The 14230-nt window shown below is 71.2% G+C and carries 11 protein-coding genes; 1 reads left to right on the forward strand and 10 read right to left on the reverse strand.

What is annotated here, in order from left to right; genetic code table 11:
- Window positions 1-11 precede the first annotated feature (11 nt).
- The 7 genes from ACFWP5_RS26030 to solA all read right to left on the reverse strand — a co-directional run bounded on the left by ACFWP5_RS26030 (window position 12) and on the right by solA (window position 7814).
- Window positions 12-1406, reverse strand: a complete 1395-nt coding sequence (locus ACFWP5_RS26030; RefSeq protein WP_384161174.1) for an aminotransferase class III-fold pyridoxal phosphate-dependent enzyme — start codon at window positions 1404-1406, stop codon at window positions 12-14.
- Entirely contained in the window at window positions 1406-2269 is an 864-nt protein-coding gene (locus tag ACFWP5_RS26035) for an ABC transporter permease (RefSeq protein ID WP_384161178.1), read from the reverse strand. Before ACFWP5_RS26035 ends, ACFWP5_RS26030 begins: the two co-directional genes overlap by 1 nt.
- The gene (locus tag ACFWP5_RS26040; protein ID WP_384161181.1) at window positions 2266-3195 is read right to left on the reverse strand and encodes an ABC transporter permease; all 930 of its coding nucleotides are present in this window, start codon (window positions 3193-3195) and stop codon (window positions 2266-2268) included. The genes ACFWP5_RS26035 and ACFWP5_RS26040 overlap by 4 nt, the downstream gene beginning before the upstream one ends.
- Entirely contained in the window at window positions 3192-4325 is a 1134-nt protein-coding gene (locus ACFWP5_RS26045) for an ABC transporter ATP-binding protein (RefSeq protein WP_384161184.1), read from the reverse strand. Before ACFWP5_RS26045 ends, ACFWP5_RS26040 begins: the two co-directional genes overlap by 4 nt.
- On the reverse strand, window positions 4318-5418 hold the full coding sequence (locus ACFWP5_RS26050) for an ABC transporter substrate-binding protein (RefSeq protein ID WP_384161187.1): 1101 nt from the start codon (window positions 5416-5418) through the stop codon (window positions 4318-4320). The genes ACFWP5_RS26045 and ACFWP5_RS26050 overlap by 8 nt, the downstream gene beginning before the upstream one ends.
- A gap of 255 nt (window positions 5419-5673) precedes the next feature.
- On the reverse strand, window positions 5674-6675 hold the full coding sequence (locus tag ACFWP5_RS26055) for a succinylglutamate desuccinylase/aspartoacylase family protein (protein ID WP_384161190.1): 1002 nt from the start codon (window positions 6673-6675) through the stop codon (window positions 5674-5676).
- 5 nt (window positions 6676-6680) lie between these two features.
- Window positions 6681-7814 carry an N-methyl-L-tryptophan oxidase gene (gene solA / locus ACFWP5_RS26060; protein ID WP_384161192.1) on the reverse strand — a complete coding sequence of 378 codons (1134 nt, stop codon included), beginning with the start codon at window positions 7812-7814 and terminating at the stop codon, window positions 6681-6683.
- A gap of 142 nt (window positions 7815-7956) precedes the next feature.
- Between solA and ACFWP5_RS26065 the strand changes: the two genes are divergently transcribed.
- A complete protein-coding gene (locus tag ACFWP5_RS26065) occupies window positions 7957-8703 on the forward strand; it encodes an IclR family transcriptional regulator (RefSeq protein ID WP_384161208.1) in 747 nt (248 codons plus the stop codon).
- A 29-nt stretch (window positions 8704-8732) separates the two neighbouring features.
- Here the strand turns inward: ACFWP5_RS26065 and ACFWP5_RS26070 are convergent, their stop codons facing one another.
- From ACFWP5_RS26070 to ACFWP5_RS26080, 3 genes are read right to left on the reverse strand one after another with little or no spacing between them, the layout of a single operon-like run.
- On the reverse strand, window positions 8733-9728 hold the full coding sequence (locus ACFWP5_RS26070) for a D-2-hydroxyacid dehydrogenase (protein WP_384161195.1): 996 nt from the start codon (window positions 9726-9728) through the stop codon (window positions 8733-8735).
- Entirely contained in the window at window positions 9721-11229 is a 1509-nt protein-coding gene (locus tag ACFWP5_RS26075) for an NAD-dependent succinate-semialdehyde dehydrogenase (protein ID WP_384161198.1), read from the reverse strand. Before ACFWP5_RS26075 ends, ACFWP5_RS26070 begins: the two co-directional genes overlap by 8 nt.
- On the reverse strand, window positions 11229-14108 hold the full coding sequence (locus ACFWP5_RS26080; protein WP_384161200.1) for an FAD-binding and (Fe-S)-binding domain-containing protein: 2880 nt from the start codon (window positions 14106-14108) through the stop codon (window positions 11229-11231). Before ACFWP5_RS26080 ends, ACFWP5_RS26075 begins: the two co-directional genes overlap by 1 nt.
- Window positions 14109-14230: the final 122 nt, after the last annotated feature.

The raw sequence follows: 14230 nt of genomic DNA on the forward strand, positions 1-14230 counted from the left end.
GGAGGCGGGGGTCACAGGCGGGCGGACGCTTCGTCGAGGGTGTCCGCGATGATGTCGGCGATACGGTCGAGGAGCCCGCGGTCGCTGATCAGCGGGGGCGCGATCTGGACCAGCGGGGCGGCGCGGTTGTAGACGCGGGCCAGGAGGCCGGCCTCGCGCAGTCGGCGCGGGATGAGGTCGGCGACGAGTGCGGCGCGGGCGGTGTCGCTGAAGCCGCCGTCGTCGAGGTCGCCGACGAGTTCGCAGGCGTAGAAGAAGCCGGCGCCGCGGACGTCGCCGACGATGGGCAGGGTCGCGAGGGACGTCATGCGGGTGGCGAGGTGGTCCTGGAGGGCGCGGACGCTGTCCAGGATCCCGTCGCGTTCCATGATGTCGAGGCTGCGCAGGGCGATCGCCGCGCTCAGCGGGTGTCCGCCGAAGGTGTAGCCGTGGTTGAGGACCGCGCCGGGGCGGTTGAGGACCTCGGTGACCTTGGTGCCGACCAGGGTGGCACCCATGGGGGCGTAGCCGGCGGTGATGCCCTTGGCGACGGTGACCATGTCGGGGCGGGCGCCGTAACGGTCGCCGCCGAACCACTCGCCGAGCCGGCCGAACGCGGTGATCACCTCGTCGGCGACGAGCAAGAAGCCGTAGCGGTCGGCGAGGGTCCTGAGGCCGGGCCAGTAGCCCTCGGGCGGGGTGATGCAACCGCCTCGGTTCTGCACCGGCTCGGCGATCAGCATGGCGATCGTCTCCGGGCCCTCGGCGAGTATCGCGTCCTCCAGCTCGCGCAGCAGACGGGCGGTGAAGGCGGTGTCGTCCGCCAACTCCCCCGGTAGTCCGAAGCGGTTGGTGTGGGACACGAACCGGGTCTCGATCGCGGGCGGGCCGTAGGGCTCCTTGAGGCCGGGGTCGTCGGTGAACGACAGGGTGCCGACGGTCAGTCCGTGGTAGGCGCCGCGTCGGGAGATCGCCTTGGTGCGGCCCGTGTCGCCGCGCAGGGCGTGGTACTTGCGGGCGATCTTCCAGGCGGTCTCGACGGCTTCGGCGCCGCCGCCGGAGAAGAAGGTGTGCTCGATGTCGACGGGCGCGATCCGGGACAGCCGTTCGGCGAGTTCGATGGCCGTCGGGTGGGCGGAGGAGGACCAGAGCGGGCTGAAGCACAGTTCGCGCAGCTGCCGGTCGGCGGCCTCTGCGAACTCGGCCGCGTAGGAGTAGCCGAGCTGGCAGCAGTACAGGCCGGAGAGGCCGTCGATGTAGCGTCTGCCGTCCGCGTCGTCGACGTAGGGGCCCTCGCCGCGCTGTACGACGAAGAGGTTGTCGCCGTCGGTGCCGACCGATCCGTTGGGGGTCATGTTCAGCAGCAGGTGTCGGGACGCGGAGGCCGACAGCTCGCCTGACGAGGTGCGGGTGGTACTGGTGGTCATCAGGTCTCGTTTCCGGCGGGTAGGCCCACGGTGGTCTCCGTCGGCAGCAGACCGTCCTGCCTGCCGGAGCCGCCGAGCCGGCGCACCACGCCGACCAGTGCGAGGGCCACGACGGCGACCGCGATGAGGAGCGCGCTGACGGCCGTCACGGACGGGTCGACGTCGTACTGGAGGACGTTGAACACCTGGACCGGCAGGGTCACGGTGTCCACGGAGGACAGGAACTGGGAGATGAAGAACTCGTCGAAGCTGGTGATGAAGGAGAAGACGGCGGCGGCGACCAGTCCGGGCATGGCCAGCGGGAAGGTGATGCGCCGGGCGACGGTGAGCCGGCCGGCGCCCATGCTGGCCGCGGCGTCCTCCAGCCGTTCGTCGATGCCCTTCAGTGTGGCCATGAGGATCATCACGGCGATGGGTGAGGCCAGCACGGTGTGTCCGAGGGCGATGGCGATCGGGCTGCCGAGCATCGAGGCGGGCTCGAAGAGCAGGAACAGGCCCAGCGCGATGACGACTTGGGGAATCACCAGCGGGGCGAGGACCAGGCCGTAGACCGCGGTGCGCAGGGGCAGTTCGCTGCGCACCAGCGCGGTCGCCGCGGTCACGCCCAGGGTGAGGGAGAAGACCGTGGTCAGGGCGGCGACCAGGGCGCTCAGGGAGAGGGCGGCCGGCCACTTGCTGCCGTCGGCGAACAACTGCTTGTACCAGCCGAGGGTCCAGGAGTGGGGCGGGAAGGAGCCGAAGGCGTCGTTGCCGAAGGAGGTGACGACGATGACGACGATCGGCAGGGCCAGGAAGAGCAGGATCAGCGTGGCGAAGACGGTCAGGCTGATGCGTCCGGCGAGGGTGGAACGGAGGCCGATCATGATGCCGTACCCCGCTTCCGGTACGCCTCGCCCGCCGACTTCAGCAGGCGCAGGAGCAGCAGGCCCGCGAAGGTGAGCAGCAGCAGGATGATGCCGAGTGCGGAGGCGCCGTTCCACTGGTTCTGCTTCATGACCTGGTCGTCGATGAGCGAGGCCACCATGGTCTGCTTCGGGCCGCCCATCAGGGCCGGGGTGAGGTAGTAGCCGAGGCAGAGGATGAAGCAGAGCACTCCGGCGTTGACCAGTCCGGGAGCGACCAGTGGCAGGTAGACGCGACGGAAGATGGTGATCCGTCCCGCGCCCATGCTGGCCGCCGCGGCGAGCAGCCTGCGGTCGACGCCGCGCATTACCGCGTACAGGAGGAGGACGGTGTACGGGAGCATCACGGAGGTGGTGCCGATGACGACGCCGACCTCGTTGTAGAGCAACTGGAAGGGTGCGCCCGGGAAGTGAAGGTCCGTCAGGACGTTGTTCACGACGCCGTGTTCACCGAGCAGGATGATCCAGCCGTAGGTGCGCACCAGCGCGCTGATGAAGTGCGGGACGACCACGACCAGCATCACGAGACCTGCCCACAGGGGCTTCAGCCGGGTGACCGCGGAGGCCAGCAGGAAGCCGATGACCAGGCTGAGCAGGGAGGTCTCGGCGGAGATCCGCAGGGTGGTGAGCAGGATCTCCAGGTTGGCCCCTTGGAACGCGTCGGCGTACCAGTGCAGGGTCCAGCCGCCTTCCTCGCCCTTGAGGCTGAGGAGGAGGGTGCTGAAGATCGGGTAGACGAAGAGGATCAGGAGGTAGACGACGACCGGTGCGGCGTTCAACAGGCCGTAGCGGGTGCGGCGTTCGGCCAGCGCGCGGCGCAGACGGCCGGGTGCGGAGGTGGGCGCGGGCTGCGGCTTCGTGGCGAGGGCGGTTCCGGCCATGCTCATCCCCCGTGTTCCGTGTCGGGGAACACGCTGACGTCGGACGGCTCGGCGGTCAGACCGACGCGTTCACCAGGCGCCGGGGCCCGTCCGGCCGGCAGCTCCAGCCGTACGACGTCGGCGTCCGCGCCGCCGGCTGGGCGGACCGTGACACGCACCAGGGTTCCGACGTAGGTGACCGTCTCCACGGTCCCGGTGCAGAAGCCGTGGTCGGCCGGGCACAGGGCGATCCGGCCGGGCTGGACCGCGCCCCGGACGCGCCCGCCGGACCCGTTCGTCAGGGGGCGGGCCTTCAGCAGACCGCCCGTGTCGAGCCGTACGAGTGTGTGCTCCGGTGTGCGCTCCTCGACGCTGCCCGCAAGGAAGTTGGCGGCGCCGAGGAAGTCCGCGACGAACGGGGTGCGCGGGACCTCGAAGAGTTCCCTCGGGGTGTCGAACTGGTCGATGCGGCCGTCCCGCATGACCGCGATCCGGTCGGAGAGGACGAGGGCCTCTTCCTGATCGTGCGTCACATAGATGACGGTGAGGCCGAGTTCGCGCTGGATGCGCTTGATCTCGGTCTGGAGCTGGTCGCGGAGTTTCTTGTCGAGGGCGCCGAGCGGTTCGTCCATGAGGATCACGGGCGGCCGGTAGACCAGGGCCCGGCACAGGGCGACGCGCTGCTGCTGGCCGCCGGACAGCTCGCGCGGGCGGCGGCCGGTCATGCTGTTCAGCCCGGCCATCTCCAGCGTCTCGCCGACCCTGCGGCGCAGCTCCGCCTTGGGTACGCCGCGCAGTTGGAGCGGGAAGGCGACGTTGTCCCAGACCGTCATGTGAGGGAAGAGCAGGTACTGCTGGAAGACGAAGCCCAGGCCGCGCTTCTGCGGGGCCAGCCGGGTCACGTCTCGGCCGCCCACGACGATGCTGCCGGAGTCGGGTTCGCAGAACCCGGCGATCATCATCAGGGTGGTGGTCTTGCCGGAGCCGGAGGATCCCAGGAAGGTGACGAACTCGCCCGCCGCGATCTCCATGGATACCTCGTCGACGGCGGTGACACCGCCGTATGTCTTGCGAAGTCCGGTCACGGACAAGGGTTTTCCGGTGCCGGCGTCCGGCGACCGGGTGGTCACCGGGGCTTTCACGTCCAGTTCAGGCATGCGACCACTCCTGCCAGCGCTTGGAGACGGCGTCCTGGTTCTTGATCCACCACTCGACGTCCAGGTCGAAGCCGGACTCCAAGTGGGCTGCGGAGCCCGCCAGGTTGGCGGCGGTGGTCGTGGAGAGCTTCTTGTAGGCGGCGGGGACGGTCGGGGCCATCGGGTACAACTCCGCGTAGGCGGCCTGCACTTCGGGCCGCAGCGAGAAGTCGATGAGCTGGTAGGCGGCGTCGAGGTTGGCGGCGCCCTTGGGGATGGCGAGGCCGTTGCTCTGGCGGCGGGCGCCGTTCCACTGGTAGGCGAGCGGGGAGCCCTGCTTGATGAGGGCGTCGAGGCGGCCGTGCCACACGCTGGAGGCGACGACCTCTTCGCGGCCGAGGAGTACGCCGGGCAGGGCGCCCGTGTCCCAGAACTTCTTGACGTGTGACTTGATCGCGTCGAGGGACTTGAAAGCCCGGTCCACGTCGAGGGGGTACAGCTTGTCCGGGTCCACGCCGTCGGCGAGGAGGGCGAACTCCAGCTCGGGCAGGTCGGCGTCCAGAGCTTGCAGCGCGCGGCTGCCGGGGAACGTCTTGGTGTCCCAGAAGTCGGCCCACGAGGTCGGCTTCTTCCCGCCGAAGGCGTCCGTGCGGTACGCCATGACGCTGGCCCAGTAGTTCTTTCCGACGGCGTTGGTGGTGAGCAGGGACTTGGCGATGCCGGCGTTCTTGGAGTTCTTCAGCCGGTCGTAGTCCAGTGTCTGGGTGGCGCCCTGCTGCTTGAAGAGCACGAAGTCGGCCATGGAGTCGTCGATGACGTCGAACTGGGGGCGGCCCTGCTTGATCTGGGCGAGCATCTGCGCGTACTCGATGTTCACCACCTTGACCTGGATGCCGGTCTCTTTGGTGAACGGCTCGTAGACCGCCTTCTGGTTGGCGTCGCCGTAGGTGCCGCCGCTGTTGCGGACGACGAGGGTCTTGGAGCTCTTGCCGCCGCTGTCGACGGACCGGCTGGTGCCGGTGCCGCAGGCGGTGAGCGAGGTGGCTGCGATGCCTGCGGCGACGCCGCCGACTCCGCGCAGGAACACTCTGCGGTCTATCCGGACATCTCTCACCGGGGGCCTCCTGGTGGTGCGGTACGTGATGAGGGGCAGGTTGTGCGGGTGGGGCTCACTTCGGTGCGGGTGGGGTGGCTGGGGTGGTTCTCTTCAGTGCGGGTCGGTGGGGGCTTGTCGCGCAGTTCCCCGCGCCCCTTGCGGAGTGGGGGTGAGGGGGACTTGAAAGGGGACCGCGCGTATGAGTGGGGATGGCTGGGGTGGATTTCTTCCGTGCCGGTCGGTGGGGGCTTGTCGCGCAGTTCCCCGCGCCCCTTACGGGGCCCCGGCGTCAATGGCCGGGGGCCGGGGGACGGCGATGGCCGCGAGTTCGGTGCCGGGGGCGACGGTCAGACCGTGCATGCCGTAGAAGACGCGTCCGCCGGCCGGGGTGTGGACCTTGTGTTCCTGGCCGTCGGCCGGGTCGATGACGTGGCCGATGACCTGGCCCTCGGTCACGTCGTCGCCGGCGGTGAACTCCGGGTACCACAGGCCGGTTTGCTCGGCGGTGACGCCTGCGGCCCAGACCCATTCGCGTACGGCGGCGGGCTCGTCGGCCGTGTCCTCCGGCTCGATGACACCGAGTCCGCGCAGCAGTGCGCACATGCTGTCGACGAGACGGGCGGCCGTGTCCGCGTCGCGTTCGCCGAGCTGGCCGGTCTCGACGAGGATCGCCGGGACGCCCGCGCGGGCGGCGGCGGCGTGGCTGTTGCCGCCGGTGGCGTCGAGGCCGAGGATGACGTCCTCGATGCCGAGCGAGCGGGCCAACTCGGCTGTCCTCAGGTCATGTTGGGCGTCGCCGGTGAGGCGGTAGCCGACGAAGTTCCGCAGGACCTCGTCGATGCCGCCGGCGTGCAGGTCGACGTAGGCGTCGGCGCCGTCCAGCAGGTGGGCGAAGAGCCAGGCGGCCAGCCGTTCGGTGGGGCCGCCGTCGGGGTCGCCGGGGAAGACGCGGTTGATGTTGACGCCGTCGAGCGGGGAGACGCCGAGCCGTCCTTGGTAGACGGCCGGGGGGTTGGCGACGGGGCAGACGATCACTTGGCCGTGCACCTGGCCGGGTTCGAGGAGCGACGCGAGGCGGGTGGCGGCGTCGATCCCGGTGAACTCGCCGCCGTGGACTCCCGCGGTGATCAGGACACGGGGGCCGGAGTGGGCGCCGTTGACCAGGGTCAGGGGGAGGTCCACGGTGAGGGTGCCCAGGTCTGCGGGGACGGTGCCGCGGGTCTTGGCGCCGGGCGTGGCGCGCAGAGTGCCGACGGACAGGTGGTCGTTGGTCATGGCTGTCACGCCTCCGCTCGGTCGAGGGTGGAGATGAAGTCGATGGGCTGCGACGAGGCGCCGTCCAGTGCGAGGTCCGCGGCGATGTCGCCCATGGCGGGCGAGAGTTTGAAGCCGTGGCCGGAGAACCCGGCGAGGAGCACCACGTTGTCGTTGCCGGGCAGCGGGCCGACGAGCGGGCGGCTGCTCTCGGTGTAGCCCTCCATGTACACGGAGAGGCGGACCGGGTCGGGGTTCAGGTCGGGCATGTACCGGCGCAGCAGTTCGGTGAAGACGTCCAACTCCCCCGGCTCCACGGTCCGGTCGAGCCGGTTCGGGTCGCCGGCCGGGCGGTGCAGGGCGCGGGACAGGCCGAGCTTGACGGAGACGCCGTCCGGGGAGGGAAGGCCGTAGCAGTGGGTGGGCGCCGTACGGATGAAGGCCGGGCGCTCCTCGCCGGACCAGTCGTCGGTGGTGGGCACGTACCAGGCGTTGATGAGCCGCCTGATGTCCACCTCCCACGGCAGGCCGGGCAGCAGGTCGTTCACCCATGGGCCGACGGTGACCACGGCCGTGTCGAAGAGCTCCGTGCCGGTGTCGGTGCGGATCTCCACGCCGCCCGTGACCGGCACGATCTCGCGGACCGGTGTGTAGCGGTGAATGCGGGCGCCGAGTTGCTCCGCGCGGCGGGCGGCGCTCTGGATCGTCAACTCGGGCCGGATGAAGCCCGCGTGGCGGTCCAGTACGGCCGCGTCGCCGTCCTCGATGCGGAACTGCGGGAAGCGTTTGGCGAGCGCCTCGGCGTCGAGGACCTCGTGGTCGAGGCCGTGCTCGGCGATGGACTGAAGGACGGTCGCCATCTGCTGGTGTTCCGTGGGGCCCATCAGCAGGCAGCCGGTCAGGCGGCGCAGTTCGCGGCCGGTCTCGCGCTGGAGCTCCTCCCACAGGGTGTCGGCGTGCTTGAGCAGCGGGACGTAGCGGGAGTCCTCGAAGTGGGCACTGCGGAAGATCCGGGTCTCGCCGCCGGCCGCGCTACGGTCGTGACCCGGGGCGAAGCGGTCGTACCCGACGACCTCGGCACCGCGGGCCGCCAGGCGCCAGGCGGCCTGGCTGCCCATCGTTCCGACGCCGACGACGGCGACACGCTTACTGGCTGCCACGAAGGGGTCCTCTCCTCGGAGGCCGTGCCACAATGTGGCACGCTGTGCTAGAATCTGGCACGAGAATGGCAGTGCCGTTGACGGGGGTCAAGAGGTTGTCGTCAGACCATTCGCAGGATTAACAGGGGGAAACCAGATGGAAATGAAGAGCGTGACCAGGTCACTGCGCATCCTGGAGGCGGTGGCCCAGCACCAGCCGGTGACGGTGGGGGAACTGACCAAGCTCTTCGGACTGCCCAAGTCGACCGTGCAGCGCACGCTGGTCACACTGAACGAGGCGGGGTGGCTGCGGGCCAACCGCAAGGACACCACGCGCTGGGAGATCGGCGCCCGGGTGCTGGCCGTACGGCCGGCGGCGCTCCAGGGATCGAGCCTGTTCGCAGCCGCGAGGGAACCCATGATCCGGCTGCGGGACGCGGTCAACGAGACCATCCACCTCTCGGTCCCGGACGCGCTGCAGTGCATGGTGGTCGTGGACCGGGTGGACTGCGATCACGCGGTACGGACGTTCCACACCATCGGCGACACCTCACCGCTGCACGCCACCGCCACGGGCCGCACGATCCTCGCCCATCTGCCGAGGGCCGACGTGGACGAGCTGATCGAGCGCGGACTGGAGAGCTACAGCGAGTCCACACCGGCCGAACCCGACCGACTGCGGGCCGACCTGGAGCGGGTGCGGGCCGACGGCTACGCGGTCAACCGCAACCAGTACCGGCCGGACGTGTGCGCGCTGGCCGCCGCGATCCTCGACGAGAACGGCACGCCCCTCGCCGCCGTGGCCATTTCCATGCCGGACTCGCGGTACGAGGCCGAACGGCTCCCCGAATGGGGGCGGTTGGTGGCGGACACGGCTGCGGAGATCACCGGGCGGCGCATGGGAGGGTGAGCCCGCGCGGTGACCGCCGGCACCCGAACTCAGCACGGTTCCATGGCGGTTGGGTCCCTGACGTAGCCCTTCTCCTTGTCGACCACGTTCCGCAACGGCCGGCCCTCCGCCCTGCGCCTGAGGTTCTCCAGGAACAGATCCGCCAACTGCGCCCGCCAGCCGGTCACTTCACCTGCCGTGTGCGGGGAGACGATCACGCCGGGCATGTCCCACAGCCGTGAGCCGGCGGGCAACGGCTCCTGTGCGAAGACGTCCAGGGCGGCTCCGGCCAGGCGTCCGTCCGCGAGGTGCTTGACGAGCGCCTCTTCGTCCACGAGGCCGCCCCGGCCGACGTTGACCAGCCGGGCCCCGGGTTTCATCGCGGCGAGGACGGACGCGTCGACCATGCAGCGGGTGGCCGGAGTGAGCGGGGCAGCGAGGATCACGTAGTCCGCGTCGGCCAACGCGGTCCGCAGGCTCGTGCCCGCGCCCTCGTGCACCGTCCCGAAGTCGGGATCGTCGGCGCGTGCGGTGCGCCCGGCGCCGCACACCCGCATACCGACGGCGCGCAGCATGCGGGCGACGGCACGGCCGATGGGCCCGGTCCCCCACACCAGTGCCGTACGGCCGCCGATGCGCTCGCTGTCGCGGGGCCGCCACTCGCGGCGCCGCTGGTGCTCCCAGCTGCCGGGGAAGTCCTTGGCGAGGGCGAGGATCAGGCCGAGGACGTATTCGGCGATGGCACGGTCGTAGACGCCCCGGGAGTTGGTGAGCACGACGTCCGGGTGGTCGACCAGTGCCGGGAAGAGCAGCGAGTCCACTCCTGCGGCGGCCACGTGGACCCAACTGGGGGCCAGGGCCGGGTCCTTCGGCCAACTCGCCGCGACCGCAGGGGTGATGGAGTGCCAGCACAGGAGGATGTCCGCACCGGGCAGGAGGAGCGGCAGTTCCTCCTCGGTGGCGTACACCGTGTCCGCGAGAGCTTCGATGTGCTCGGCGTTCGGCGGCAGGGTGCCCTGGTGCAGGACGACGAGCCGGTCAGCCACGGCCGTCCGCCGCCACGGGAACCACGGGGATGGCGAGGTACTTGTACTCCAGGAACTCGTCGATGCCGACCCGTCCGCCCTCGCGGCCGAGACCGGACTGCTTGACGCCGCCGAAGGGCGCGGCCGGGTTGGACACCAGGCCGGTGTTGATGCCGACCATGCCCGTCTCCAGCCGCTCCCCCACGCGCAGGGCGCGGTCGAGGTCGCGGGTGAACAGGTAGCCGACCAGGCCCCATTCGGTGTCGTTGGCGGCGCGGACGACCTCGTCCTCGGTGTCGAAGGTGAGGATCGCGGCGACCGGGCCGAAGATCTCCGCCCGCATCAGCTCCGCGTCCGCGCGGACCCCGGTGATCACCGTCGGCGGGTAGAAGTGGCCCGGCCCGTCCGGGACTTCGCCGCCGGTCAGTACCTTGGCTCCGCGTGTCACGGCGTCCTGGACGAGACCGTCGGCCTTGGCGCGGCCGGCGGCGTCGATCAACGGGCCGACCTGCGAGCCGGGTTGGGTACCGGGACCGACGGCGAGGGCGGCCATGCGCTCGGCGAGCCGAGCGGCGAACGCGTCCGCGACCGCGCGGTGCACGAAGAAGCGGTTTGCCGCGGTGCACGCCTCGCCCATGTTGCGCATCTTCGCGAGCATGGCGCCCTCGACGGCCCGGTCGAGGTCGGCGTCCTCGAAGACGATGAAGGGCGCGTTGCCGCCCAGCTCCATGGAGGTGCGGACGACGGTGTCGGCGCACTGGGCAAGGAGCAGCCGCCCGACCTGAGTTGAGCCGGTGAAGGACAGTTTGCGCACGCCTCCGCCGCGCAGCAGGGGCTCGATCACCCCGGCGGCGTCCGTCGTGGTCACGACGTTGAGCACACCCTCGGGGAGGCCTGCCTCGGTGAGGATTCCGGCGAGGGCCAGGCTGGAGAGCGGGGTCTGCGGGGCGGGCTTGAGAACCATGGTGCAGCCCGCCGCGATCGCGGGACCGATCTTGCGGGTGCCCATGGCGAGCGGGAAGTTCCACGGCGTGATCAGCAGGCACGGGCCCACCGGCTGCCGCATGACCAGGACACGGTTGGCTCCGTCGGGGGTCCGGGTGAACCCGCCCTCGATCCGTACCGCCTCCTCGGAGAACCAGCGGAAGAACTCCGCCGCGTAGCCGACCTCGCCGCGCGCCTCCGCGAGGGGTTTGCCCATCTCCAAGGTCATCAACAGGGCGAGTTCCTCACGCCGTTCGAGGATGATCTCGTAGGCGTGGCGCAGGATTTCACTGCGGGCGCGGGGCGCGGTCGCCGCCCAGGCATCCTGCGCGGACACCGCCGCGTCGAGGGCGCGTCGCCCGTCGACGGGCGAGGCGTCGGCGACCTCGCACAGCCGCTCACCGGTCGCCGGGTCGTCCACGGCGAAGTGGCCGCCGCCGGCCGCGTCCTGCCAACTCCCGCCGATGAACAGCTGCTTGGGAACGGTCTCGACGACGGACACGGTGTCGACGACAGACGTGGACGGGGTGGTGGTCATCAGCGGGTGCCTCCGGACGGGTTCGGGTCGAGCAGTTGGGCCAGGTGCCGGGCCTGCGGCCCGTCGGGGCCGCTCAGATGGGCCGCCTGAGTACGGCAGCTGAAGCCGTCGGCAAGGACGGTGGCGTTCGGGTCGAGCGCGGCGAGTCTCGGGGCGAGGGCGAGAGCGCCGACGGCCATCGAGGTGTCGTAGTGCTCCGCCTCGAAGCCGAAGTTGCCGGCCAGGCCGCAGCAGCCGTTCGCCTCGTCGACGTGTCCGACGCCGAGGCGGCGCAGCAGCGTGCTCTGTGTGGTCTCGCCGAAGACGGCGTACTCGTGGCAGTGGGTCTGGAGCGTGACGCGGTCGGGGACGGTGGCGGGTTTCCAGTCGGCGTCGGCGAGTTCGGTCAGCGCGCCGGAGAACGTGTGGATGCGCGCGGCGACCCGGCGGGCGGCGTCCGTGCCGAGGAGTGCGGGTGCGTCGTGGCGGAGCGCGGCGGCGCAGCTCGGTTCGGGCACGACGATGGGCAACTCGCCCTCGGCGTCGAGTCGTTCGACGGTACGGGTCAACACGCGTCGGGCGATGCCCAGTTGGCCGGTGCTGATCCAGGTGAGCCCGCAGCACAGCCCGTCGCGCGCGGTCGCGGGGACACCGGCGTCGGCCAGGACGCGGGCGGCGGCTCCGGCCACGTCGGGGCGGAAGGCCCGGGTGAAGGAGTCGACGAGCAGGATGGCGGCCGGGGTCTCCGGCTGCGGGGGCAGGTGTGCCGGGAGGTCACGGCGTCGGGCGAAACGCGGCAGGGCGCGCTCGGTGGTCACTCCGCCGAGCCGTGCGACCAGTCGACCCAACGGCCCACCGAGTACGGCGTTCACGGGACGGGCGAACCAGCGGGCCAGCGCCGCCCACCAGGGCAGCCAGCCCAGGCTGTAGTGACTGAGCGGGCGCAGTCGGCGCCGGTAATGCCGGTGCAGGAACTCCGACTTGTACGTCGCCATGTCGACGCCCACCGGACAGTCGGCGGCGCAGGCCTTGCAGGACAGGCACAGGTCGAGGGCGTCCAGTACTTCCGTCGAGCGGCTGCCGTCGGTGATGACCGTGCCGGGGCCGTCGCGCAGCATCTCCTGCAACAGCCGGGCGCGGCCCCGCGTGGAGTCGCGTTCGTCGTGGGTGGCGCGGTAGCTGGGGCACATGGCTCCGCCGGTGTCGCTGCGGCAACGCCCCACGCCGATGCACCGGCTCGCCGCTTCGGCGAGGCCGCCCGGGTCGTCGGGGAAGGTGAAACCCCCTTGCAGCTCATGGGAGTTGACCGGAGCACGGGAGTTGATCGGGTACAGCGCGAGGTCGGCGTCGACGGCGGCGGGGTCGACGATCACCCCGGGATTGAGGATGCCGTCGGGGTCGTACAGCCGCTTGTAGGAGGCGAACGCGGCCCGCATGCGCGGGCTGTACATGGTGGCGAGGAGTTCGCTGCGGGCGCGGCCGTCGCCGTGTTCGCCGGACAGGGTGCCGCCGTGCGAGACGACCAGGGCGGCGGCTTCCGTCAGGAAGGTGCGCATGGCGGCGGCGCCCTCGGCCGTCGCGGGGTCGAAGTCGATGCGGACGTGGACGCAGCCCGCGCCGAAGTGTCCGTAGAGCACGCCGGTGAAGTCGTGCTTGGCGAGGAGGGTACGGAAGTCCCGCAGGTAGTCGGCGAGTTGGTGCGGGTCGACGGCGGCGTCCTCCCAGCCCGGCCAGGAGGTGCCGCCGTCGACGAGGCGCGCGGCGAGTCCGGCGCCGTCCTCGCGCACGCGCCACAGGGAACGGCGTTCGGCCGGGTCGTCGATGACGCGGCCCGCCACCATCCGCTCCCCCGCGCGGAGTTCGGAGAGGACGTCGGCGGCCCGCGCGTCGGCGTCGGCCTGGTCGGTGCCGTCGAGTTCGACGTACAGCCAGGCGGCACCCTCGGGCAGACCGGTGACGGCCTGCGGGCCGCGTCGGTGGCGGAGGGTCGCGACGATGGCCTCGTCCATACCCTCGACCGCGGTGGGCCGGTGACGCAGGATCGCCGGGACGTCCGACGCGGCGTCCACGACGTCCCGGTAGCCGAGCGCGAGCAGCGTGGTGGCCACGGGCACGGGGTGCAGTCGTACGGTCGCGCGGGTGACGACCGCGCAGGTGCCCTCGGTGCCGACCAGGGCGCGGGCGGTGTGTCTGCCGTGTTCCGCCAGGAGGTGGTGGAGCTGGTAGCCGGAGACCTGGCGGGGGATGCGGCCGAGTTCGGTGCGCAGGGCGGCGAGGTTGGCGTCGACGAGCCGCGTCAACTCGGCGTCCAGGGCGGCGATTTCAGCCGCGTCCTCGCTCTCGACGGCGCGCAGTCCCCCGACTCCGGCGACCGCACGCACGCCCGTGGCCGTCACGATCTCCAGCTCCTCGACGTGCTCGACCGTCCGGCCGTAGCGCACCGAGTGGTTGCCGCACGCGTCGTTCCCGATCATCCCGCCGAGGGTGCAGCGGCTGTGGGACGACGGGTCGGGGCCGAAGAACAGGCCGTGCGGTGCGGCGGCGCGCTGGAGGTCGTCGAGGACGACGCCGGGTTCGACGACGGCGGTGCGGGTGTCGGGGTCGACGGCGACGACCTTGTTCAGGTGGCGGGAGAAGTCGAGGACCACGCCGGGTCCGATCGCGTTGCCGGCCATGCTGGTGCCCGCCCCGCGCGCGGTGAGCGGGACGCGCAGGTCGCGGCAGGCCCGTACGAGCGCGGCCACGTCCTCGGCGGAACGCGGGAAGGCGACGGCGAGGGGCGGCACCCGGTAGTTGGACGCGTCGTACGCGTACGCGGCGCGCCGCCCCTCCCCCGTGTCGACCTCCAGGCCCGGAGCGGTCCGGGCCAGCAGGTCGACCAGGGAGCGGGCGTCGGTCATCCGGCGGTGCCCGCCGCGACGGCTGTCGACCAGGCGCGCAGCCCTTCGTCGATCGCGCCCGCGTCGACGATCAGCGGCGGGATCATGCGGACGACGTTGCCCCACGGGCCACAGGGCAGCAG

Origin of the sequence: Streptomyces sp. NPDC058469 (assembly GCF_042721125.1) — a bacterium.
Classification (GTDB): Bacteria; Actinomycetota; Actinomycetes; order Streptomycetales; family Streptomycetaceae; genus Streptomyces.

Coding starts and splice junctions, on each gene's coding strand:
- ACFWP5_RS26035 (WP_384161178.1), bottom strand. CDS start 2,269: ATGATCGGCCTCCGTTCCACCCTCGCCGGACGCATCAGCCTGACCGTC.
- ACFWP5_RS26055 (WP_384161190.1), bottom strand. CDS start 6,675: ATGACCAACGACCACCTGTCCGTCGGCACTCTGCGCGCCACGCCCGGC.
- ACFWP5_RS26045 (WP_384161184.1), bottom strand. CDS start 4,325: ATGCCTGAACTGGACGTGAAAGCCCCGGTGACCACCCGGTCGCCGGAC.
- ACFWP5_RS26075 (WP_384161198.1), bottom strand. CDS start 11,229: ATGACCACCACCCCGTCCACGTCTGTCGTCGACACCGTGTCCGTCGTC.
- ACFWP5_RS26065 (WP_384161208.1), top strand. CDS start 7,957: ATGAAGAGCGTGACCAGGTCACTGCGCATCCTGGAGGCGGTGGCCCAG.
- ACFWP5_RS26030 (WP_384161174.1), bottom strand. CDS start 1,406: ATGACCACCAGTACCACCCGCACCTCGTCAGGCGAGCTGTCGGCCTCC.
- ACFWP5_RS26080 (WP_384161200.1), bottom strand. CDS start 14,108: ATGACCGACGCCCGCTCCCTGGTCGACCTGCTGGCCCGGACCGCTCCG.
- ACFWP5_RS26040 (WP_384161181.1), bottom strand. CDS start 3,195: ATGAGCATGGCCGGAACCGCCCTCGCCACGAAGCCGCAGCCCGCGCCC.